18 protein-coding genes and 2 tRNA genes are annotated in these 20986 nt (G+C 59.1%); all 20 read right to left on the bottom strand.

Going from position 1 to position 20986, the window contains the following annotated elements; translation table 11 throughout:
• Positions 1 to 7 precede the first annotated feature (7 nt).
• A complete protein-coding gene (gene oadA, locus BMX80_RS02395; protein ID WP_074864675.1) occupies positions 8 to 1783 on the bottom strand; it encodes a sodium-extruding oxaloacetate decarboxylase subunit alpha in 1776 nt (591 codons plus the stop codon).
• 25 nt (positions 1784 to 1808) lie between these two features.
• Positions 1809 to 2072, bottom strand: a complete 264-nt coding sequence (locus BMX80_RS02390) for an OadG family protein (RefSeq protein ID WP_074864672.1) — start codon at positions 2070 to 2072, stop codon at positions 1809 to 1811.
• A gap of 205 nt (positions 2073 to 2277) precedes the next feature.
• Positions 2278 to 3711: a magnesium transporter gene (gene mgtE / locus BMX80_RS02385; protein ID WP_071872110.1), complete on the bottom strand. Its 1434-nt coding sequence runs from the start codon at positions 3709 to 3711 to the stop codon at positions 2278 to 2280.
• Between the two features lie 140 nt (positions 3712 to 3851).
• A tRNA-Arg gene (locus BMX80_RS02380) sits at positions 3852 to 3928 on the bottom strand.
• 145 nt (positions 3929 to 4073) lie between these two features.
• Positions 4074 to 4164 (bottom strand) — tRNA-Ser (locus BMX80_RS02375).
• A 59-nt stretch (positions 4165 to 4223) separates the two neighbouring features.
• Positions 4224 to 4409, bottom strand: a complete 186-nt coding sequence (gene csrA, locus BMX80_RS02370) for a carbon storage regulator CsrA (RefSeq protein WP_071872109.1) — start codon at positions 4407 to 4409, stop codon at positions 4224 to 4226.
• Between the two features lie 176 nt (positions 4410 to 4585).
• Complete coding sequence (locus BMX80_RS02365; RefSeq protein ID WP_071872108.1) at positions 4586 to 5818, bottom strand: aspartate kinase; 1233 nt, start codon at positions 5816 to 5818, stop codon at positions 4586 to 4588.
• 81 nt (positions 5819 to 5899) lie between these two features.
• Positions 5900 to 8518, bottom strand: coding sequence for an alanine--tRNA ligase (alaS, locus tag BMX80_RS02360; RefSeq protein ID WP_074864670.1), 2619 nt, complete (start codon positions 8516 to 8518; stop codon positions 5900 to 5902).
• A gap of 180 nt (positions 8519 to 8698) precedes the next feature.
• The gene (gene astE / locus BMX80_RS02355; protein ID WP_074864667.1) at positions 8699 to 9703 is read right to left on the bottom strand and encodes a succinylglutamate desuccinylase; all 1005 of its coding nucleotides are present in this window, start codon (positions 9701 to 9703) and stop codon (positions 8699 to 8701) included.
• Between the two features lie 114 nt (positions 9704 to 9817).
• Positions 9818 to 10105 (bottom strand): GTPase, encoded by a 288-nt coding sequence (locus tag BMX80_RS02350; protein ID WP_074864664.1) that lies wholly within the window; start codon positions 10103 to 10105, stop codon positions 9818 to 9820.
• A 15-nt stretch (positions 10106 to 10120) separates the two neighbouring features.
• Positions 10121 to 11467 (bottom strand): N-succinylarginine dihydrolase, encoded by a 1347-nt coding sequence (astB, locus tag BMX80_RS02345; protein ID WP_074864659.1) that lies wholly within the window; start codon positions 11465 to 11467, stop codon positions 10121 to 10123.
• Positions 11467 to 12933, bottom strand: a complete 1467-nt coding sequence (gene astD / locus BMX80_RS02340) for a succinylglutamate-semialdehyde dehydrogenase (protein ID WP_175474871.1) — start codon at positions 12931 to 12933, stop codon at positions 11467 to 11469. Before astD ends, astB begins: the two co-directional genes overlap by 1 nt.
• Entirely contained in the window at positions 12934 to 13953 is a 1020-nt protein-coding gene (gene astA, locus BMX80_RS02335; RefSeq protein WP_074864653.1) for an arginine N-succinyltransferase, read from the bottom strand.
• A 9-nt stretch (positions 13954 to 13962) separates the two neighbouring features.
• Complete coding sequence (aruF, locus tag BMX80_RS02330; RefSeq protein ID WP_074864650.1) at positions 13963 to 14985, bottom strand: arginine/ornithine succinyltransferase subunit alpha; 1023 nt, start codon at positions 14983 to 14985, stop codon at positions 13963 to 13965.
• A gap of 56 nt (positions 14986 to 15041) precedes the next feature.
• Positions 15042 to 16262 carry an aspartate aminotransferase family protein gene (locus BMX80_RS02325; RefSeq protein ID WP_074864647.1) on the bottom strand — a complete coding sequence of 407 codons (1221 nt, stop codon included), beginning with the start codon at positions 16260 to 16262 and terminating at the stop codon, positions 15042 to 15044.
• 364 nt (positions 16263 to 16626) lie between these two features.
• A complete protein-coding gene (locus BMX80_RS02320; RefSeq protein WP_074864644.1) occupies positions 16627 to 17613 on the bottom strand; it encodes a GlxA family transcriptional regulator in 987 nt (328 codons plus the stop codon).
• Between the two features lie 4 nt (positions 17614 to 17617).
• Positions 17618 to 18382 (bottom strand): ABC transporter ATP-binding protein, encoded by a 765-nt coding sequence (locus BMX80_RS02315; RefSeq protein WP_071872156.1) that lies wholly within the window; start codon positions 18380 to 18382, stop codon positions 17618 to 17620.
• A gap of 14 nt (positions 18383 to 18396) precedes the next feature.
• On the bottom strand, positions 18397 to 19515 hold the full coding sequence (locus tag BMX80_RS02310) for a succinylglutamate desuccinylase/aspartoacylase family protein (RefSeq protein ID WP_074864641.1): 1119 nt from the start codon (positions 19513 to 19515) through the stop codon (positions 18397 to 18399).
• 2 nt (positions 19516 to 19517) lie between these two features.
• Positions 19518 to 20216, bottom strand: a complete 699-nt coding sequence (locus BMX80_RS02305; protein WP_074864638.1) for an ABC transporter permease — start codon at positions 20214 to 20216, stop codon at positions 19518 to 19520.
• Positions 20213 to 20902, bottom strand: coding sequence for an ABC transporter permease (locus tag BMX80_RS02300; RefSeq protein WP_074864635.1), 690 nt, complete (start codon positions 20900 to 20902; stop codon positions 20213 to 20215). Before BMX80_RS02300 ends, BMX80_RS02305 begins: the two co-directional genes overlap by 4 nt.
• Between the last annotated feature and the right edge of the window lie 84 nt (positions 20903 to 20986).

Below are 20986 nucleotides of genomic sequence, written 5' to 3'. Positions count from 1 at the left end.
AGTCCCCTTAAGCGATGGTCAGCAGGGTATCGCCAACGGACACGGCATCGCCGACCTTGACGTTCACACTGGCCACAGTGCCGGCCTTAAAGGCGCGGATTTCGGTTTCCATTTTCATGGCTTCGAGAATCATCACCAGCTCGCCGTCTTCCACCTCTTGGCCTGGCTGCACCAGCACCTTGAAGATGTTGCCGGCCAATGGCGCGCTTTGCGGCTCGCCATCACCACTGGGTGCGGCCACCGGCGCCGGGGCACTGGCAGCGCCACCCACAGCCTTGATGCCGCTGATATCGCCGCCGTCGCTAACTTCCACCACGTAGCTCTTGCCGCTGACGTTAACGGTGTAGACCTCTGGCTTACCGGCTTCACGGGCCACAGTTTCTTGGCCAGTCGGCACGGGCTCGAAGGCCTCTGGGTTGCCACGGTTCTCAAGGAACTTCATGCCAATCTGCGGGAACAGCGCCACGGTCAGCACATCGTCGATCACCTCGGCGGCAAGCTTGATGCCCTTGCTCTTCGCTTCGCTGGTGACTTCGGCAGTCAGCTTGTCCATTTCTGGCTCCAGCAGATCAGCCGGGCGACAGGTGATGGCCTCGGCGCCATCCAGCACGCGCGCTTGCAGTTCAGCGTTGTAAGCCGCCGGCGCTGCGCCGTATTCGCCCTTGAGCACGCCTGCGGTTTCTTTGGTGATCGACTTATAGCGCTCGCCAGTGAGCACGTTGATCACCGCTTGGGTACCAACGATTTGCGAGGTTGGTGTTACCAGCGGGATAAAACCTAAATCCTCACGCACACGCGGGATTTCTTGCAGCACTTCGTCAAACTTGCCCGAGGCGCCCTGCTCGCGCAGCTGGTTTTCCATGTTGGTGAGCATGCCGCCCGGCACTTGGGCGACCAGAATGCGCGAATCGACGCCTTTCAGGTTGCCTTCAAACTTGGCGTACTTCTTGCGCACATCGCGGAAATACGCGGCGATCTCTTCCAACAGGTTGAGATCTAAGCCAGTGTCACGGTCGGTACCTTGGAACATCGCAACAATCGACTCGGTTGGCGAGTGGCCGTAGGTCATCGACAGCGAGGAAATCGCCGCATCCACCGCATCCACACCCGCTTCAACGGCCTTAAGAATGGCCGCACTGGAAAGCCCAGCGGTGGCATGGCAGTGCAGCTGCACCGGAATCGACAAGCTGCTCTTTAAGCGCGATACCAACTCAAACGACACATAAGGCGTGAGGATACCGGCCATGTCTTTAATGGCCACCGAGTCGGCGCCCATGTCTTCGATTTGCTTGGCCAGATCAACCCACATATCCAGCGTATGCACAGCGCTGGTGGTGTAAGAAATCGTACCTTGCGCGTGCTTGCCCTGCTTCTTGACTGCTTTGAGTGCGGTGTCGAGGTTGCGTGGGTCGTTCATCGCATCGAACACGCGGAACACGTCTACGCCATTGGTGGCGGCGCGCTCAACGAACTTTTCCACCACGTCATCGGCGTAGTGGCGATAGCCCAACAGGTTTTGCCCGCGCAGGAGCATTTGCTGAGGGGTGTTGGGCATGGCTTTTTTCAGTTCGCGGATGCGCTCCCACGGGTCTTCGCCCAAGTAGCGGATGCACGAGTCGAAAGTCGCCCCACCCCAAGTCTCCAACGACCAGAAGCCGACCTTATCGAGCTTCTCGGCAATCGGCAGCATGTCGGCCAAACGCATACGCGTGGCCAGAATAGATTGGTGCGCATCGCGCAGCACCACATCGGTGATACCTAGCGGCTTTTTCGCTTGAGTCATTTAAACGCTCCCCAAAATAAAACGATCAGCCGCGACGTGCGCGGTGCTGGCTAATGGCGGCCTGCAAAACGGCCAACAGTTCGGCATCTTGCTCGGGTGCGGCAGCCCCGGCAGCAGCGACCTTCTTCGGTGCCGCTTTAATCACCGGCGCAGGCGTCGGCGCAAAGCGGGTCACCAAGGCCGACATGGCTTTGGTGGCAAAGATCAGCAGAATGAGAAAGGAGAAAACGATACCCATGCCAAGCAGCATGAGTTCGAACCCTTCTAGGAGAAGCTCGTTGGCAGTCATGAAAGCTCCAAAAGGCGACGGCTCGCTGGCCGTACTTTCTTATCGATGCACGATACCCCATGGTGAATATCGCAACGGTAAAACCGCCAGAACCTTACCCCACCCCCTAGGTACTGGCAAACCTCTTGGATCAATTTTCGACCTATTCATATGAAAAAACGACACGCCTGGGCTTGGCGTTTTTTCTAGCCAAGCCAGCGCCAGGTTAGAGCAAGAACAGACTGGCCAGTCCGAGAAAGATAAAGAAGCCGCCGCTGTCGGTCATCGCCGTGATGATCACGCTAGAACCCAGCGCCGGGTCGCGGCGCAAGCGCACCTGCAGCATAGGGATGAGCACCCCCATCAACGCCGCCAGCAGCAAGTTAAGGGTCATCGCCGCGGTCATCACTAGGCCCAGCATGGGGCTGTCGTACAACAGCCAGGCGACTAAGCCCAACACGCCACCCCAAATCATGCCATTGGCCAGCCCCACCCCTAGCTCTTTGAGCAACAAGCGGCGGGTATGGCTGGTATCGACTTGGTCCAGCGCCAAAGAACGCACGATCATGGTGATGGTTTGGTTGCCCGAGTTGCCGCCGATGCCGGCGACAATCGGCATCAGCGCCGCTAGGGCCACCAATTGCTCGATGGTGCCCTCAAAGGCATCGATCACCCGCGAGGCAATAAACGCTGTGACCAGATTGATCGCCAGCCAACCCCAACGGTTGCGCACCGAGCGCCACACGCCGGCGAAGATATCTTCTTCCTCGCGCAGGCCGGCGCGCTGCAGGGCTTCTTGCTGACTTTCTTCGCGGATATGGTCGAGCACTTCATCGACCACCAAACGCCCCACCAAACGCTGTTGGTGATCGACCACCGGGGCGGTAATCAGGTCATAGCGCTCGAAAGCTTCGGCGGCATCGTCGGCGTCATCTTCAGGGGCAAATGTCACCGGCTCCTTGGCCATGACCTCACTCACCAGCCGTTCGGGGTCAGCCACCAACAAACGGCGCAGCGGCAGGACCCCCACCAACTGACCGCCCTCATTAACCACAAACAACTTGTCAGTGTGCTCGGGCAGCTCTTTAAAGCGCCGCAGATAGCGCAGCACGGTTTCTAGGCTGACGTCCTCACGAATGCTCGGCAGCTCGAAATCCATCAAGGCGCCGACTTGATCCTCGCGATACGACAGTGCCGAGCGCAATCGGGCACGGCGCGCTACATCTAGGTTATCGAACAACTCACGCAAGGTACGCCGCGACAGGTCTTGAGCCAGATCGGCCAGCTCATCCGGGGCCAAATGCTCCGCCACCTGCAGGATGGCGGCGTCATCCATTTGCTCCAGCAGATGCTCACGCACCGCATCAGAGACTTCCAGCAGCACCTCGCCATACAGCGCTGGACGCAGATGCTGCCAAACCAATAAGCGCTCATTGAGCGGCAAGGCTTCCAGCACATCGGCGATATCCGCTGGATGCAGCGGGGCTAGGCGGCGCTCTAAGTCGACCAGGGCCTGACGGTGGCTGAGTAGCTCAACACGTTCTGGTTGCAGGCCATGCTGGCGATGCGCCAACTCATCCAGACGGTGCAAACGCAGTAAAGCGTCGCGCACTTCATCCAAACGGGCTTGTTGAGTGAGATTGTTGCCTGGCTGATGCATAACGGCCTCCACGGGTTCGCCGGGCAGCTTACGCCAGCATGCCTGAACCGAACCTGAACGCCGGCCAGCATACCCAGCACGCGTGACAAAAACAGCAGACAAAGAAAAAGGGCTTGCATTGCTGCAAGCCCTTTTCTATTTGGCGCATCCGAGAGGATTCGAACCTCTGACCGCTCGGTTCGTAGCCGAGTACTCTATCCAGCTGAGCTACGGATGCGTTTCGTGGTGCGCATTATAGAGTGTTACGCTTCACTGTCAAGCAACTTTTTTCAGATTTTTCAGAAACTTAGGTGATTTCTGAACTCTTCAAAACTTGCTTTCCCGACCCTTGTTAAAACACTTGGCTATAACAAGAAAAGGGATGGCGGTGAGGGAGGGATTCGAACCCTCGACACCCTTTTGAGGTGTACTCCCTTAGCAGGGGAGCGCCTTCGGCCTCTCGGCCACCTCACCGCAACGGGGCGCATGATACTCATGTTCACCCCAATTGCAAAGCAAAAAATTCAACAAAATTAGTGGTTTGGTTCGTTCTCTTTTTCTTTTTGAATACGTTGATAAATTTCTTCACGGTGCACGGCCACTTCTTTCGGGGCGTTTACACCAATGCGCACCTGATTGCCCTTTACGCCGAGCACGGTGATGGTGACTTCGTCACCGACCATCAGGGTTTCGCCAACTCGACGAGTCAGAATCAGCATTTCCTTATCTCCTTTCCCTTCCCGGGAAGTTTTAGTCTGCAAAAAAAGTAAAGTCAGTCAGGCGGACCATTTCAACACGGCCTCTTAGAAGTATCGTTGAGTCTGGGCAAAAGGAAAGTTTGCCCAGTTCAAGAAAAAAGGCGCGACTGCCTGAAGTCGCGCCTTTTTTGCTGGCGTTAACCCGCTTGTACGGGGCTGTCCAGCTCGAATGCGGTGTGCAGTGCACGCACAGCCAACTCTAGGTATTTCTCTTCGATCACCACAGACACTTTGATTTCTGAGGTGGAGATCAACTGAATGTTGATGCTTTCCTTGGCCAGCGCTTCAAACATCTTGCTGGCCACACCGGCGTGCGAACGCATGCCCACACCCACGATCGACACCTTGGCGATCTTGGTATCGCCAATGGTTTCACGCGCGCCGATTTCCCCGGCGGTCTTTTTCAAGATTTCCAGCGCGTTGTTGTAGTCGTTGCGGTGCACGGTGAAGGTGAAGTCGGTGGTGCCGTCTTGCGAGACGTTCTGCACGATCATGTCGACTTCAATGTTCGCCGCGCTCACCGGGCCAAGAATCTTGAACGCTACGCCCGGAATATCCGGCACGCCACGTACGGTCAGTTTGGCTTCGTCGCGGTTAAAGGCGATACCGGAAATGATCGGCTGTTCCATGGATTCCTCGTCATCAAGGGTAATGAGGGTACCCGGACCCTCCTTGAAGCTGTGCAGCACGCGCAGCGGGACATTGTATTTGCCGGCGAATTCAACCGAGCGGATTTGCAACACTTTCGAGCCCAAGCTGGCCATTTCCAGCATTTCTTCGAAGGTGATTTTTTCTAAGCGACGCGCCGCTGGCACCACACGCGGATCGGTGGTGTAAACGCCATCGACGTCGGTGTAGATCTGGCATTCGTCGGCTTTCAGCGCTGCGGCTAAGGCCACGCCGGTGGTGTCCGAACCACCGCGACCCAGCGTGGTGATGCTGCCGTTTTCGTCGACGCCTTGGAAACCGGCGACCACCACGACCTTGCCTTCAGCCAAGTCGGCGCGAATGCGCTCGTCATCAATCTTTTGGATACGCGCTTTGGTATGTGCACTGTCGGTGAGAATGCGCACTTGGTTACCGGTGTAAGACACCGCCGGTACACCGCGTTTTTTCAGCGCCATGGCCAGCAGGCCAATAGTCACTTGCTCACCGGTGGAAACCATCACATCCAGCTCGCGCGGGTCGGGCTGTTCCATCACCTGCTTAGCCAGCTCGATCAGGCGATTGGTTTCACCGCTCATGGCGGAAACCACCACGACCAGATCATCACCGGCTTCGCGGAACTTCTTTAGCTTTTCAGCAACCGCCTCGATGCGCTCGACCGAGCCCACGGAGGTGCCGCCAAACTTCTGTACGATCAGTGCCACTGCGTATCCCCTTGCAACACCGCCCTCAGCTGCCTTACTGGGCAAAACGCGCTCGGCGGGCGTAGACCGAGCGCAAGAAAATCAACCGGCGACGAAGGCCTCAGCCAGCGCCAGTGCTTGCGGCAAGGCGGCGGCATCGGTACCGCCCCCTTGCGCCATATCCGGACGACCGCCGCCTTTACCGCCAACAGCGGCAGCGGCTTGCTTCATCAAGTCGCCGGCTTTGAATTGCTTGGTCAAATCTTGTGTTACGCCGGCGACCAGCACGACTTTGTCGTCAGCCACGCTGCCGAGCAAAATCACCGCACTGCCCAGCTTGTTTTTCAACTGATCGACCAGCGCCAGCAAGGCTTTGCCGTCTAAACCGTCGAGCTGCACGGCGAGTACTTTCACGCCATTAATGTCTTTAGCTTGGCCGGCCAGATCATCGCCAGCGGCGCTAGCAGCCTTAGCCTTGAGCTGCTCGAGCTCTTTTTCCAGCTGACGATTGCGATCGAGCAGCGCGCCGAGCTTATCGAGCAGATTGTCGCGGCTGCCTTTGACCAAGCCAGCGGCTTCTTTGAGGGTGTCTTCGGCGCCGTTTAAGTACGCCAGTGCGGCTTCGCCGGTCACCGCTTCGATACGGCGCACGCCAGCGGCTACGCCGCCTTCGCTAATAATTTTGATCAGGCCGATGTCGCCGGTGCGCTGCGCATGAATACCACCACACAGCTCGACCGAATAACCGCCGCCCATGGTCAGCACACGCACGCTGTCGCCGTACTTCTCACCAAACAGCGCCATAGCGCCTTTGGCTTTGGCGGCATCGATATCGGTAACTTCGGTTTCTACCGCGCTGTTCTTGCGAATCTCGGCATTCACCTGCGCTTCCAGTGCCTTGATCTGCTCGGGCTTGATGGCCTCGAAATGGCTGAAATCAAAGCGCAGGCGCTGGCTATCCACCAACGAGCCTTTCTGTTGCACATGCTCACCCAGCACATTACGCAGCGCGGCGTGCAGCAAGTGGGTGGCAGAGTGATTGAGCGCGGTGGCGTGACGCACCTGCGCGGCCACATCGGCCTTCACGCTGGCACCGACACTCAGGCTACCTTGCGCCACAATGCCGTGGTGCAAATGCGCGCCGCCGGCTTTGGTGGTGTCGCGCACGTCGAAACGTACGCCAGCGCCGGTTAAGGTGCCGCAGTCGCCCACTTGGCCACCGGACTCGGCATAGAACGGCGTGGCATCCAGCACCACAACGCCCTGCTCGCCTTCATTGATTTGCTCAACCGCTTGGCCGTCTTTAAACAGGGCCACGATGGTGCCGCTGCCAGCCACGGCGGTGTAACCGTCGAAACGGGTGTCGGCATCAACTTTCACCAAGCTGTTGTAGTCGAGACCAAAGTTGCTGGCCGAGCGCGCGCGCTCACGCTGCGCTTCCATCTCACGCTCGAAGCCGGCTTCGTCAATCGACAGCTCTCGCTCGCGGGCGATGTCGGCGGTCAAATCCACCGGGAAGCCGTAGGTGTCGTACAGCTTGAACACCACATCACCGGGGATCACTTGGCCTTTCAGGCCGGCCAAGTCTTGCTCAAGAATTTTCAGGCCTTGGTCGAGCGTCTTGGCGAACTGTTCTTCTTCGGTTTTCAGTACGCGCTCGATCTGCCCTTGCTGGCTTTTCAGCTCGGCATAGGCATCGCCCATTTCGGCCACCAGCGCGGCGACGATCTTGTGGAAGAAGGCACCCTGCGCACCCAGCTTGTTACCGTGACGGCAAGCGCGACGAATGATGCGGCGCAGCACATAGCCACGACCTTCGTTGGACGGCGTGACGCCATCGGCAATCAAGAAGCTGCACGAACGAATATGGTCGGCGACCACTTTCAGCGAGGCCTGGCCTTCATTGGCGCAGCCGATGGCTTGAGCGGCGGCGTTAAGCAGGCTTTGGAACAGGTCGATCTCGTAGTTGGAGTTCACATGCTGCAGCACGGCGCTGATGCGCTCCAGGCCCATACCGGTATCCACCGAGGGTGCTGGCAGCGGGTGCATCACGCCATCGGCGGTGCGGTTGAACTGCATGAACACGTTGTTCCAAATTTCGATATAGCGGTCGCCGTCTTCTTCTGGCGAGCCAGGCGGGCCGCCCCAGATGTGTTCGCCGTGGTCGAAGAAGATTTCGGTGCACGGGCCGCACGGACCAGTGTCACCCATCGCCCAGAAGTTGTCCGAGGCATACGGCGCGCCTTTGTTGTCGCCGATACGCACCATGCGTTCTGCAGGGATGCCGACTTCTTGCGTCCAGATGTCATAGGCTTCGTCATCGCTGGCGTAGACGGTGACCCAGAGCTTGTCTTTGGGCAGGTTCAGCCACTGTTCGCTGGTGAGAAATTCCCACGCATAGTGGATGGCGTCACGCTTGAAGTAGTCGCCAAAGCTGAAGTTACCCAGCATTTCAAAGAAGGTGTGGTGACGTGCGGTGTAACCGACGTTTTCCAAATCGTTGTGCTTGCCACCGGCACGCACGCACTTTTGGCTGGTGGTGGCGCGGGTGTAGGCGCGCTTCTCAAGACCCAAGAAACAGTCTTTAAACTGATTCATCCCGGCGTTGGTGAACAGCAGGGTCGGGTCGTTGGCCGGAATCAGTGAACTAGAGGCAACACGGGCATGGCCCTTTTCTTCAAAGAAACGCAAGAAGGCTTCACGGATTTCAGCGCTTTTCATAGATCCTTTCCGAGCAGACACGCGCAAACGGCGGCGAAAAAACAAAGACGCGCATTATAGGCGTACTTTGTTGAGCCGTGCACGGGCCTAACAGCCTTGAAAACCTAGAGAAAAGCGCTTTTCGTCGCCTAACAAACCCAGCAGCCGCCAATGCGGCTGCCAGTTAAAGATGCCCAAAGCCTATGCAGGCACGATCAGCAAGCCCGCACGCAGGCCATTCTTCACCCTCGGGTTGGGGAAGATGATGCGCGCGCCGGCTTCTTCGACCACAAACCGCTCGCCGCAGTCTTCGGCCAGCAGGTAGCCGGTTTCCAGCTCGGTGAAGTTTTCCACGTCATCGGCCAAGTGCAGGCGGAACGATTCGCTGTGCTTAATCACCTCGCGCGCCACTTGGTAGAGCTGGGTGTGCTCTGGCTGGTAGGCGTTGTCGTCCACATCACCGCCGCTGATAAGCGTGGCGAGCATGGCTTCCAGCGCTTCAAGGTTCACTCCTTCGTTGTGGCCAAAGGGGCGCGCCTTGCCGAGCTCTAAGGTGAACGATTCGGCGTCTAAGTGCGTGGCGGTAAAGGCCGAGAAGGTGCTGGCGTGGCGATTTTGCTTCAGCACGGTATTCACCGCACCGGCTTGCAAGCGCGCCAAAGAGCGCTCTGGCAGTTCGCGCCCTTCCACAAACGGGTACAGGGCGAATTTTTCCACTCGCGAGCCACGAATCGCCGTGTGCAAATCAAAGTGCAACCGCTCGCGGGCGTGGCCGTTGCTTTCAACGCCTTGATAGAAAGCGATGCAGTATTTTTCCAGCTCATCGGCGCGCAGCGCTTCGCTGCCTTCGGCCATTTCGTGTTTGCCGCTAAATAAGCGGTTTAAGTCTTCTGCCAGATAGCGCTCGCCTTTGCGCATGGCTTCAAGATTGCCGAGCACAAACAGCACCCGCGTACCGACCTTGAGCTGATTGCTGGCGATGCGCACCAACAAGCGGTCGAGCAGTTCGATGGGAGCGGTTTCGTTGCCGTGAATACCAGCAGAGAGAATCAAGTCGCGACCGCAGTCACTCGCTGACGGCGGGACGACTTCCAGCACACCTTCACCGCGCCAGTGCAGGCGGGTGCTTTCGGCATTAAGTTGGATTTTTTCGCACGGCTCACGGCCAGTCAGCGACAGTTCGAGAAACTTGCCCAGTGACAGCATGGGGCTTCCTCCTTGGCAGACGGGCAATGCCCGTCACTCGGTGGCCGCCTGCTGACGGCAAGCACCGCGCAGTGAACGCCGGCACCGCATGAGTGCCGGCTGGTAGGTATCAGTCTAGTGGCTATGTTGGTGATCGTCACAACCGCAGTCGGGCAAACACTCCTCACCTTCGGCGGGCTCCAGCGCCACGCTTAAGTTGAGCTGGTTCACCGCTTGCGGCTTGACCACCAACACGGGGATTTCGTCGTCGCTTTCGTGGGCTTCGGCGTAGATCACCAAGCCGCCTTTGCCATCGGACTCCAGCCACAGGTCGCGGTCATTCAAGCGAATGCCTAAGCGTGCAGTGTGGGTCGAACGCTGTTCGCCAGTTTGGTCTTCAAGCAGGATCGGCAAGCTTTCCATATCAGAATCTCTTCATTAAACGCGCTGGAATGGGTACACCGAACCGAGGCCCAAAATCTGCGTTAGCTCATCCAATGCGGTACGGCACTCGATAAGTAATTGCGGATCGGCCAAGTCGGTTTCACTGAGGCGGTCACGGTAATGTTTGTCGACCCACGCGACAAGCGTGTCGTGCAGTTGGTCGTTCATCAGCACCTTAGGGTTAACCGCCGCCAGCTCTTGCTCGTTCAGCGCCACACGCAAACGCAGGCAAGCGGGGCCGCCGCCGTTTTGCATGCTTTGCTTTAGGTCGAACACTTTAACTTCCGCAATCGGGCCGTTGCCGCTGGTTTGCTCTTGCAGGTACGCCCACACGCTAGCGTTCTGCCGGCACTCATCCGGCACCACCAGCATCATGCGACCATCGGCGCGACAGAGCAGCTGGCTGTTGAACAGGTACGACTTGACCGCATCTTGCACGCTGACTGCACTGCTCGGCACACACAGGTGAGTGAACTGGCCACCCACTACGGCGAGTTTGTTGCGCAGCTCATCGAGCGTCTTGTCGGTGTCGAGGAAGGCTTCTTCGTGATAGAACAGCAGCTCGGCATTGCCCACGGCGATCACGTCGTTATGGAACACGCCTTGGTCGATCACCGCCGGATTCTGTTGGGCATACACCACGCCGGCGTCGTTAAGGCCGTGCAAACGCGCCACGGCCTGACAGGCTTCCAGCGTTTGTCGCGCGGGGTAGCGCTGCGGCGCGGGGTAGCGCGGGTCAAACGCGCTGCGACCGAAGACGAAGAATTCGACGCCCGGATTGCCGTAACCGTTGCAGAAGCGCGTGTGATTGGCCGCACCTTCATCACCAAACTGACCCACCGCAGGCAGCGCGGCGTGATGGGCGAAGTGCTGCTCGTTGGCGAACATGGCGCCCAAGATGCGCGAAGTCACCGGATGCTCGATCGAGCGGTGAAACTTGCAGTTCAGGTTCGCCGCGGTGAAGTGCACCTTGCCGTCGGCGGTATCGGCACTCGGGCTCACGGTGGCGGCGTTGGCCGTCCACATGCTGGAGGCCGACGAGCAGGCCACTAACAGCGGCATAGCTTCTTTTGCGGCCTTTTCGATCACTTGCGCATCGCTGCCGGTAAAGCCCAGCGCGCGCAGAGTGCCAACATCGGGGCGCTCTTGCGGGGCGAGCACGCCTTGCTGAAAGCCCATGTCTTTCAGCGCCTTCATCTTGGCCAAACCTTGCTTAGCCGCCTCGCGCGGGTTGGAGACCGCCTGCGAGTTGCTCTGCGAGGCCACGTTGCCGTACGACAAACCACCGTAGTTGTGGGTAGGGCCCACTAAGCCGTCGAAATTCACTTCATAAGCGTTCATCACAACGTCACTCCGGGGGTCAGGGTCGCCGGCAGGCTGACGCTATCAGCTTCCAACGAGGCAACGGGGTAAGCACAGTAATCGGCTGCGTAATACGCACTGGCGCGGTGGTTGCCCGAGGCGCCAATGCCGCCAAACGGCGCGCTACTGGCAGCGCCGGTCAGTTGCTTGTTCCAGTTGACGATGCCGGCACGGCTTTCTAGCAAGAACTGCTCGTAGCGCTCACGCGAGGGCGACAGCAGGCCAGCGGCCAAGCCAAAGCGGGTGTTGTTAGCCTCGGCAATCGCCGCGTCGAAATCGGCATAGCGAATCACTTGCAGCAGCGGCCCGAAGAACTCTTCGTCCTCACGACCTTTTACGGAGGTCACATCAATAATGCCGGGGGTCAGCAGCGCGGCATTGGCTTCTGGCTGCGTCATCGCCAGCAGGCTAGTCGCGCCGGCGGCTTGTAGGCGGCTTTGCGCGGCAAGCAAGTCGGCAGCGGCTTTAAGGGAAATCACCGAGCCCATAAACGGCGCATCGGCATCATCAAAGCGGCCGACCTTGATGGTGCGCGCCACTTCGGCCAAGCGCGCCAGCAGGCTGTCGCCCCACGCGCCTTGCGGCACCAGCAGGCGGCGCGCACAGGTGCAGCGCTGCCCGGCGGAGATAAACGCCGACTGGATAATGGTGTACACCGCAGCATCCAGATCGGGCATCTCTTCGACGATCAGCGCGTTATTGCCGCCCATCTCGAGAGCGAGAATTTTCTGCGGTGCGCCAGCAAACTGCTGGTGCAGAATCTTGCCGGTGCTGCTGGAGCCAGTGAAGAATAAGCCGTCGATATCGGCATGACTGGCCAGCGCAATACCGGTATCGCGCGCGCCTTGCACTAAGTTGAGCACGCCATCGGGCAGACCAGCGGCTTGCCAGCAGCGCACGGTCAGCTCGGCCACGCGCGGGGTCAACTCACTGGGTTTAAACACTACTGTGTTACCCGCCAACAGCGCCGGCACGATGTGCCCATTGGGCAAGTGGCCAGGGAAGTTATACGGGCCAAACACCGCCACCACGCCATGCGGCTTATGGCGCAGCACGCTTTGCGCATCGCCCAGCGGCGCGCCACGCTCGCCAGTGCGTTCGCGGTAGGCGGTGACCGAGATCGCCACCTTGTTGACCATGCTGGTGACTTCTGTGGCGGATTCCCACAGCGGCTTGCCGGTTTCTTCGCCAATCGCTTGCGCCATATCGGCACTGCGGTTTTTCAGCTCGGCGGCAAAGCGCTCTAAATACTCGATACGGGCTTCTACCGATAAGCGCGCCCAAGCGGGGAACGCGGCACGAGCAGCTTTAACGGCACTATCGACTTGCGTGCTGTCGGCTTCCAGCCCTTGCCACAGCAGGGCTTGGCTAACCGGGTTGAGCGACTGTAGCGGCGCACCGTGGCCGATCTGCCACTGGCCAGCAATAAAATGCGTAGACATCAATTAGGCCTCCCGCGCTGACAGCGGCACGGCACGCACCGAGCTACCAGCGGACATCTGTAAACGGCGTGCGGTGGCGGCATCCACCACCAGCGTGCCTGCAGCCACTTTCGCCGACGCCGCAGTAATGCGGCAGCCTTCGCGACTGCGGTTAGAAATTAAATACGGTTTGGCATCGTCACCCAGCGAACCCACTTGCAGCACCAGCACTTGCGAGTCGCGCACCGCGCGAATCTGACTGCGCTCGCACTCAATCGCCGGGCCCGCATCGAAGATGTCGACATAGCCCTGATAGCGGAAGCCTTCGCCGTTAAGCATGGCCAGCGCGGGCTCGGTTTGCGGGTGTACCTTGCCGATCACCTCACGCGCTTGCTCGTCTAAGAAGCAGGTGTAGAGCGGGAACTTGGGCATCAACTCGGCGATAAACGCCTTGTTGCCCACGCCGGTTAGGTAATCGGCTTGGGAGAATTCCATTTTGAAGAAGTGCCTACCGAGGCTTTCCCAGAACGGCGACTTGCCCTCTTCATCCGACATGCCGCGCATTTCGGCGATCACTTTGTCGCCAAATAGCTCGGGGAACTCGGCCATAAACAAGAAGCGCGACTTAGAAATCAGCCGGCCATTTAAGCCGGTACGCGAATCCGGATGGACAAACAGCGAGCACAGCTCGGAATGGCCGGTTAAGTCGTTGGCCAAGAACAGCGTAGGGATCTGCCGGTGAATGCCCAGCTCTTGCGAGGCGCTCACGGTTAAGCCCACGCGGTAGTTGTACCAAGGTTCACGCAAACCCACGGCGGCGATCAGGCCACTGATGCCATGCACTTTGCCGGCATCGTCTTCGAGCACGAACAAGTAGTCGCAGTCGGCCATCTCGGCTTGGCCGGCAAAGGCTTTTTCAGCCCAGGCCAGACGCGCGCCAAGGCGGTCTTCGTTAGCCGGCAGGCTGGTCACGCCGACGCCGGTGCTTTTGGCCAGCTCAATTAAGGCTGGCAGGTCGCTCAGTTTGGCAGGACGAACAATCATAGGGACCTCTTACACCGCCACCAGGCGAACGTTGGAGCCTTTCTCCACCCCCAGTGCTTCGGCTTGCGCCGCACTTAAGGTGACGGGACGACCGGGAGCCCAGTCGAGGGTCGCGACGATGGCGCGGAAATCTTGCAAGCGCCCGTGCGCGACCAGATACGGCCGGCCATTGGCACTCGGCTCGCCCACCATTACCGCCGCCAAACGGCTTTGCGCGATGGAGCGAATGCTGTCGCAGCGTGCATGCAAGGTTGGGCCACCGTCGAAAATATCGATGTAGTGATCGGTCTCGAAGCCTTCGCGCATGAGGATGTCGAAGTTGATCTCGGCACCGGGATGCACTTGGCCCATGGACTCTTGCGCGGCATCGGAGAGCAGCGGCACATAGATGGGGTAACTGGGCATCAGCTCGGCCAAGAAGGTGCGGCTCTTTTGCCCGCACAGCACTTCGGCCTCTTCGTAGCTCATGTCGAAGAAGTTCTTGCCCACGGCATCCCAAAACGGCGACTGGCCTTGCTCGTCACTAAAGCCGACGATCTCGACCACCACCGAATCGGCAAAGCGCTCCGGGTGGGTAGCGACGAACAGCAAGCGCGAGCGCGAGTTCAGCTCGGCAGCGGCATCGTGCTGAGCGGCGGCGCCGGGCTCGACGAAGAACGAGGTCAGCAGGCTATTGCCGGTCAGGTCGTGGCACAGCGACAGCACATGAATCTTGTTGTGGATTTTCAGCTCACGCGAGGCGTGCACGAACGTCTCGTTACGGAAGCTGTAAAAAGGTTCGGAATACCCCGCCGAGGCGACAATGCCGCTACAGCCGACCAGCTCACCACGGGTTAAGTCTTCGAGCACGAAGAAATAGCTTTCTTCGCCGTTGAAGCTCACATCCGAAGTGAACGAGGCCTCTGAGGCCAGGATTTTCTCGCGCAGGCGTTCGTCATCATCCGGCAGCGACGTCACGCCGATCAAACTAGCAGCGGCCAGTTTGCGGACTTGCGCCAGATCAGACAGTTGCGCAGGGCGCATCACCAGCATTGGCATTCCTCCCAAAATGGGCAGGAGCGCTGGCTCCTGCCCGGTCTATTGCAAAATCAACCGGCGACGACCTTGGCCACCGCACGTTCGAGGCGCGCGAGGCCCTCGTCAATTTCTTCGTTCGTGATCACTAAGCTCGGCGCCAAACGCACAACGTCTGGGCTGGCTTGCAGCACCATCAAGCCTTCGGCTTCGGCGGCGCTCATAAAGTCTTTGGCGCGGCCTTTGTAGGCCTCGACCAGCGGGCAGCCGATCAACAGGCCCAAACCGCGCACGGTCTGGAAAACGCCGTATTTAGCATTGATCGCCTCAAGCCCTGCTTTAAAGCGCGCATGACGTTCGGCCACACCGGCCAAACATTCCGGCGTATTGACCACATCGAATACGGCCTCAGCCACCGCGCAGCCCAGTGGGTTACCGCCGTAGGTGCTGCCGTGGGTGCCCACACCAAAGTGCGCGGCAATCTCGTTGGTGGTAAGGATGGCGCCGATGGGGAAACCACCGCCCAGGCTCTTAGCGCTGGAAAGGATGTCCGGCGTCACACCGTAATGCTGGTAGGCATACAGGTGGCCGCTACGGCCCATGCCGGTTTGCACTTCATCGAACACCAGCAGCGCGTTGTGCTGGTTACACAGCTCACGCACGGCTTTGAGGTACTCGGCATCGGCCGGCAGAATGCCGCTCTCGCCTTGCACGGGCTCCAACACCACAGCGCAGGTTTTATCCGAGATCTGCGCCTTTAAGGCTTCCAAATCATTAAACGGCACATGGCTGATGCCTTCGAGCTTAGGGCCGAAACCATCGGAATACTTCGGCTGACCGCCAACGGTCACGGTAAACAGGGTGCGGCCGTGGAAGCTGTTCGTCGCGGCGATGATTTCGTGCTTTTCAGGGCCGAACTTGTCGTGCGCATAACGGCGCGCCAGCTTGAAGGCGGCTTCGTTGGCTTCCGCGCCGGAATTGGCGAAAAACACTTTGTCAGCGAAGGTGGCGCTGGTCAGCTTCTTGGCTAAACGCAGGGCTGGCTCGTTGGTCAGCACGTTAGAGACGTGCCAGATTTTTTTCGCTTGCTCGGTGAGCGCTGCCACCAGCTTGGGGTGGTTGTGGCCCAGCACGGTCACGGCGATGCCGCCGGCGAAATCGATCAGCTCACGCCCGCTCTGATCCCACACACGCGAGCCTTCGCCACGCACGGGAATAAACGCCGCAGGGGCGTAGTTGGGGACCATTACTTGGTCAAAATCGGCGCGTTGCACCGGCATATCAGATACGGACATTGCTAGCTCCTGTCGCAAGCGTTGACAGTGGATTTAATGATTGTAGGGACTGGTTTGCGGCGAGCCTTGCCGCCATGCGACAACTTATTACAGCGGGCTTTTTCCGCGCCAATAGCTAAGGAGGCATTGCTTGAATGCCTGCACGACTTAATCACGGCGTTGTGCGGTGCTCGCAACCTCACCTACCACAAGGTATGTCTCGGTTGCTGCGCTCCGTACGCCTTGTGCTTAAGCCGTTCGCCGATTCAATCAGCGCCTCCTAGGCTGCAGCCCCTCGCAGGGCTGCCATTAAACCGCAGATCGGCCAATAACAGCGAGATTTAAGCCAACCGTGGCAACGCCGACATATCAGCGCTCAGCCGCGTTATTGCTCGGGCGGCAGCGCCGCCACACCCTCAACCGCACCACTGGCGCGACGCTGATTACGGTCGTCACGCGGAGTGACGCCAAAGAAATTGCGATAAGCGCTCGAGAAGTGCGGCCCAGAAGAGAAGCCGCACGACAGGCCAATCTGAATAATCGACTTGCTGGTTTGCAGCAGTAACTTGCGCGCGCGGTTTAAGCGCAGCTCTAAGTAGTACTGGCTGGGCACGCGATTTAAGTATTGCTTGAAGATGCGCTCGAGCTGGCGACGCGACACGCACACGTGTGTGGCGATTTCGTCGGTGGTGAGCGGTTCTTCGATATTGGCTTCCATCAGCATCACCGCTTGGGTGAGCTTAGGGTGCGACGAGCCCAAGCGATTGCGCAGCGGAATGCGCTGCCGTTCGCCGCCATCGCGGATGCGCTCGACCACTAACTCTTCCGACACCGAACCTGCCAGCTCGCCGCCAAATTCGCGGCCTAACAAGGCCAGTGCCAAATCCAGCGTGGCCATGCCACCGCAGGCGGTGACGCGGTGCTTTTCCCACTCAAACAAATGCGTGGTAGCGATCACCTTAGGGAAGCGTTCGGCAAAGTCGTCTTGCCAACGCCAGTGCACGGCGGTGCGCACACCGTCGAGCAAGCCCAGCTGGGCCAACACGTACACCCCCGCCGAGATCGCGGTTAACGGTACCGAGGCACGCGCTGCTTGGCGCACCGCATTGGCAGTGGCGGTGGGCAGCTGCGCCATGGGCTCGTCAGCCAGCACGATCAAGCGATCGTAGCCTTCTAGCGAGCTGGGCAATGGGGCAAATTCGATACCCGGAAAGCTCATGCTGCTGGCGTCGCCTTCGGCCACCCACCAGCTGCAATGCAACGCCGACTCCTTGCTCACGCGCGCAGCCACCCGCAGCGCTTCATCCAGCAGGGCTAGGGTCAGCGGCCGGGTGCTAGGCCAAACGAGGAATCCGATGCGTTTAATGGGCATGTGCTTACTTTAGGCTACCGGTGAGAAATTGTTGCAGTCGTTGCGAACTCGGATTGGCCAACACTTCACGCGGGCAACCTTGTTCTTCGACACGGCCTTGATGCAAGAAGATCAGCTGGTTCGACACTTCGCGGGCAAAGCCCATTTCGTGAGTGACCACCACCATAGTGCGACCTTCTTCGGCCAAGTCACGCATGACTTTAAGCACTTCGCCGACCAGCTCCGGGTCGAGCGCCGAGGTGGGCTCATCAAACAGCATCACTTCCGGCTCCACGGCCAGCGCACGAGCAATCGCCACACGCTGCTGCTCGCCGCCGGACATATGCGCAGGATAGGCATCTTTGCGATGCGCGACGCCGACCTTGTTCAAGTAATACTCCGCTTTTTCCAGCGCTTCTTTCTTCGACACGCCAAGCACATGCACCGGCGCTTCGATGATGTTTTCCAGCGCGGTCATGTGTGACCACAAATTGAAGTGCTGAAACACCATGGCCAAACGCGAGCGAATACGCGCCAACTGTTTGGCATCGGCGGCTTTTAGTTCGCCGTGCTTGTTCTTCACCAGCTTGAGCTCTTCGCCGTTGAGCACAATGCGCCCTTCGTACGGCTGCTCCAGCAGGTTAATGCAGCGCAGGAAGGTGCTCTTGCCCGAGCCGCTGGAGCCGATAATGCTGGTCACATCGCCCGCCTTGGCGGTGAGGGTGACGCCTTTAAGCACCTCGTGGCTGCCGTAGCGCTTGTGCAAATCGTGAACTTCGAGTTTGTACATGGTCATTTCTCGCATTAATCGCTGAGCAGACGTCCGTGACGCAGCGTCTTTTCACCAGCCACTTTGGCCAGCCACAAACCCGGCAAGGCGTATCGCAAACGCTCGCGGGCATAAAGCACCCCGTCGGTGCGGCTGGTCACCACACTGACGCGATCGGTAATCGGGTCTACCACTTCAAACACCGCCTCGCCCTGCTTTACCCAGGCGCCCAGCGGCTTGAGAAAACTCACCACACCAGCATGCGGAGCGAGCAGGTAATCGGCGCCAGCAAACGGGCACGCCGGGGCGGCGTCTTGTGCGCGCGCCGGCCATTGCCCGGTGAGCAAACCTTGCTCAGCCAAGTAAGCCAAAATCGCCTCGGCATCGGCTGCGGCTTGTTCTGCATCAGTATCCAACATGCCACGCAACTCTAGGGTTGCTGCCGCGCATGCCAAAGGAATCGGTTGCTCAGCAAAGCGCGCCGCTAAACGCGCCCACGGCAACGAGCAGGCTTCATCAAAGGAGAAACCGCCCGAATCTTCGGCCAGCAAGGTCATGCCCGCGCCTAAGCGCTGCGCTAAAGGCTCAATCTGCGGCCACAGCTGCGGCAAGGTGTAGAGCAGCAGGATGGATTCAAAATCACAGTGCAGATCGAGCACCACATCGGCATCGCAGGCGTGACTGAGCAGCAAGCGGCGTAGGCCTTCTAGCTCGCTACCCGCCGGCGGCAAGGTAGCCAGCGCGTCACGCATGGCTTGGCGGATCAGCGCGACGTTAGCCGCAGCCTCATCACTTAACTGGCCCTCAAGGCGCTCGGCCACTAAGGCCGCTAAATCGGCAAAGTCACGGTTAAAGTTACTGCCGCTACCCAGCTCAAAACGACCTTGCTGCTGGGCGTACACCGCTTGTGCCAAACCAATCGGATTGGCTACCGGCACCAGCTCGATACATCCGCTGATCTGCCCCGCCGCTTCCAGCACCTGCAAGCGCTTTTTAAGCGCCCACGCCACGCGCATGCCGGGCAACTCATCAGCATGCAGGCTGGCTTGGATATAGGCCTTGCGTGGGGCGGCGGCGTCACCAAAGCGGAACACGCTGAGCGTGCGCTTGGTGCCTAGGCTGCCCCACGGCAGGGGATGATCGATACGCTGCACGGTTAGGCCTTGCGCGGCGCCAAGTAGGCTAAGTAGCGGCCTTCTAAGTGCTTAAACAAGCGCACCAAACAGAAGGTCAAACACAGGTAGAACACCGCTGCAGTAATAAACGCCTCAAACGGCATGTAGTACTGCGAGTTCACCGTGCGCGCCGCGCCGGTGATATCCACTAAGGTCACCAGCGAAGCCAGCGAGGTGGTGTGCAGCATCATGATCACTTCGTTGCTGTACTGCGGCAGCGCACGGCGCAGCGCCGAGGGCAGCACAATGCGGCGGTACATCATCAGGCGCGGCATGCCGATGGCTTTGGCCGCTTCAATTTCGCCGCCGGGGGTGGCCTTCAAGCTGCCAGCAAGAATCTCGGCGGTGTAGGCACTGGTGTTAATTGCAAAGGCTAACCAAGCACAGAAGCTGGCCTGCGACAGCCAAGGCCACGCCCAGCTTTCGCGCACGGCTTCAAACTGACCCAAGCCGTAGTAGATCAAAAACAGCTGCACCAGCATCGGCGTGCCGCGAATCACATAGGTGTACAGCCATGCTGGGAAGTTGATCAGCGGGTTCTTCGATACCCGCATCAAAGCCAGCGGCACGGCCAGCAGCAGGCCCACGCCCAAAGCGATCAGCAGCAGTTCAAGGGTGACTTTAAGCCCACTGAAGAACAGCGGCAGGCTGGCCCAGATTACGTCGAAGTCGAGCATCATAGTTCGGCCGCCTTAACGCCAGCGCTGTAGCGTTTTTCCAGATAACGCAGGGCCAATAGCGACACACTGGTGAGCACCAGATAGGCCGCCGCCACAGCCAAATAAAAAGTAAACGGCTCACGCAGGGCATCGGCCGCCTGCTTGGCCTTAAACATCACATCCTGCAAGCCCACCACCGACACCAGCGCGGTGGCCTTGGTGAGTACCAACCAGTTGTTGGTAAAACCGGGAATGGCGAAGCGGATCATCTGCGGCACCAGAATGCGGAAAAACACCTGCATGCTGCTTAAGCCATAGGCCACGCCGGCTTCGGCCTGCCCTTTGGGGATGGCCATAAAGGCGCCGCGGAAGGTTTCCGACAGGTACGCACCAAAGATAAAACCTAAGGTGCCGACGCCAGAGATAAACGGGTTGAGGTCGATGTAGTCGTCATAGCCCACCAACGGGGCGACTTGGTTGACCACCTGCTGGCCGCCGTAGAACAACAGCAGAATCAGCACTAAATCCGGGATGCCGCGCACCACGGTGGCGTACACCTCGCCTAAAAACGCAATCCATTTCACCGGCGACAGACGGAAAGCCGCGCCAATCAAACCCAACACAACAGCCAAGGCAATTGATGACAAGGCCAATTGCAGGGTGAGCCAAGCGCCATCAAGCAGGCTTGCGCCATAACCATGCAGCATGGAGTGCACCTCTTAGGGAGGGTCGGAAATCACCACACAAGCGTAGCGAGGCCGCTAACACCTTGCGCAGACCGACAACAATCG

Source organism: Atopomonas hussainii (genome assembly GCF_900109735.1).
GTDB classification, from domain to species: domain Bacteria; phylum Pseudomonadota; class Gammaproteobacteria; order Pseudomonadales; family Pseudomonadaceae; genus Atopomonas; species Atopomonas hussainii.
The sequence above is the reverse complement of the archived record's forward strand: the minus strand, read 5'-3'. Positions and strand labels throughout refer to the sequence as shown.

Coding starts and splice junctions, on each gene's coding strand:
- BMX80_RS02300 (WP_074864635.1), bottom strand. CDS start 20,902: ATGCTGCATGGTTATGGCGCAAGCCTGCTTGATGGCGCTTGGCTCACC.
- mgtE (WP_071872110.1), bottom strand. CDS start 3,711: ATGCATCAGCCAGGCAACAATCTCACTCAACAAGCCCGTTTGGATGAA.
- BMX80_RS02325 (WP_074864647.1), bottom strand. CDS start 16,262: ATGTCCGTATCTGATATGCCGGTGCAACGCGCCGATTTTGACCAAGTA.
- alaS (WP_074864670.1), bottom strand. CDS start 8,518: ATGAAAAGCGCTGAAATCCGTGAAGCCTTCTTGCGTTTCTTTGAAGAA.
- BMX80_RS02315 (WP_071872156.1), bottom strand. CDS start 18,382: ATGTACAAACTCGAAGTTCACGATTTGCACAAGCGCTACGGCAGCCAC.
- BMX80_RS02390 (WP_074864672.1), bottom strand. CDS start 2,072: ATGACTGCCAACGAGCTTCTCCTAGAAGGGTTCGAACTCATGCTGCTT.
- BMX80_RS02305 (WP_074864638.1), bottom strand. CDS start 20,216: ATGATGCTCGACTTCGACGTAATCTGGGCCAGCCTGCCGCTGTTCTTC.
- astB (WP_074864659.1), bottom strand. CDS start 11,467: ATGAACGCTTATGAAGTGAATTTCGACGGCTTAGTGGGCCCTACCCAC.
- BMX80_RS02350 (WP_074864664.1), bottom strand. CDS start 10,105: ATGGAAAGCTTGCCGATCCTGCTTGAAGACCAAACTGGCGAACAGCGT.
- BMX80_RS02320 (WP_074864644.1), bottom strand. CDS start 17,613: ATGCCCATTAAACGCATCGGATTCCTCGTTTGGCCTAGCACCCGGCCG.
- csrA (WP_071872109.1), bottom strand. CDS start 4,409: ATGCTGATTCTGACTCGTCGAGTTGGCGAAACCCTGATGGTCGGTGAC.
- astA (WP_074864653.1), bottom strand. CDS start 13,953: ATGATTGTTCGTCCTGCCAAACTGAGCGACCTGCCAGCCTTAATTGAG.
- astE (WP_074864667.1), bottom strand. CDS start 9,703: ATGCTGTCACTGGGCAAGTTTCTCGAACTGTCGCTGACTGGCCGTGAG.
- oadA (WP_074864675.1), bottom strand. CDS start 1,783: ATGACTCAAGCGAAAAAGCCGCTAGGTATCACCGATGTGGTGCTGCGC.
- aruF (WP_074864650.1), bottom strand. CDS start 14,985: ATGCTGGTGATGCGCCCTGCGCAACTGTCTGATCTGGCGCAAGTCCGC.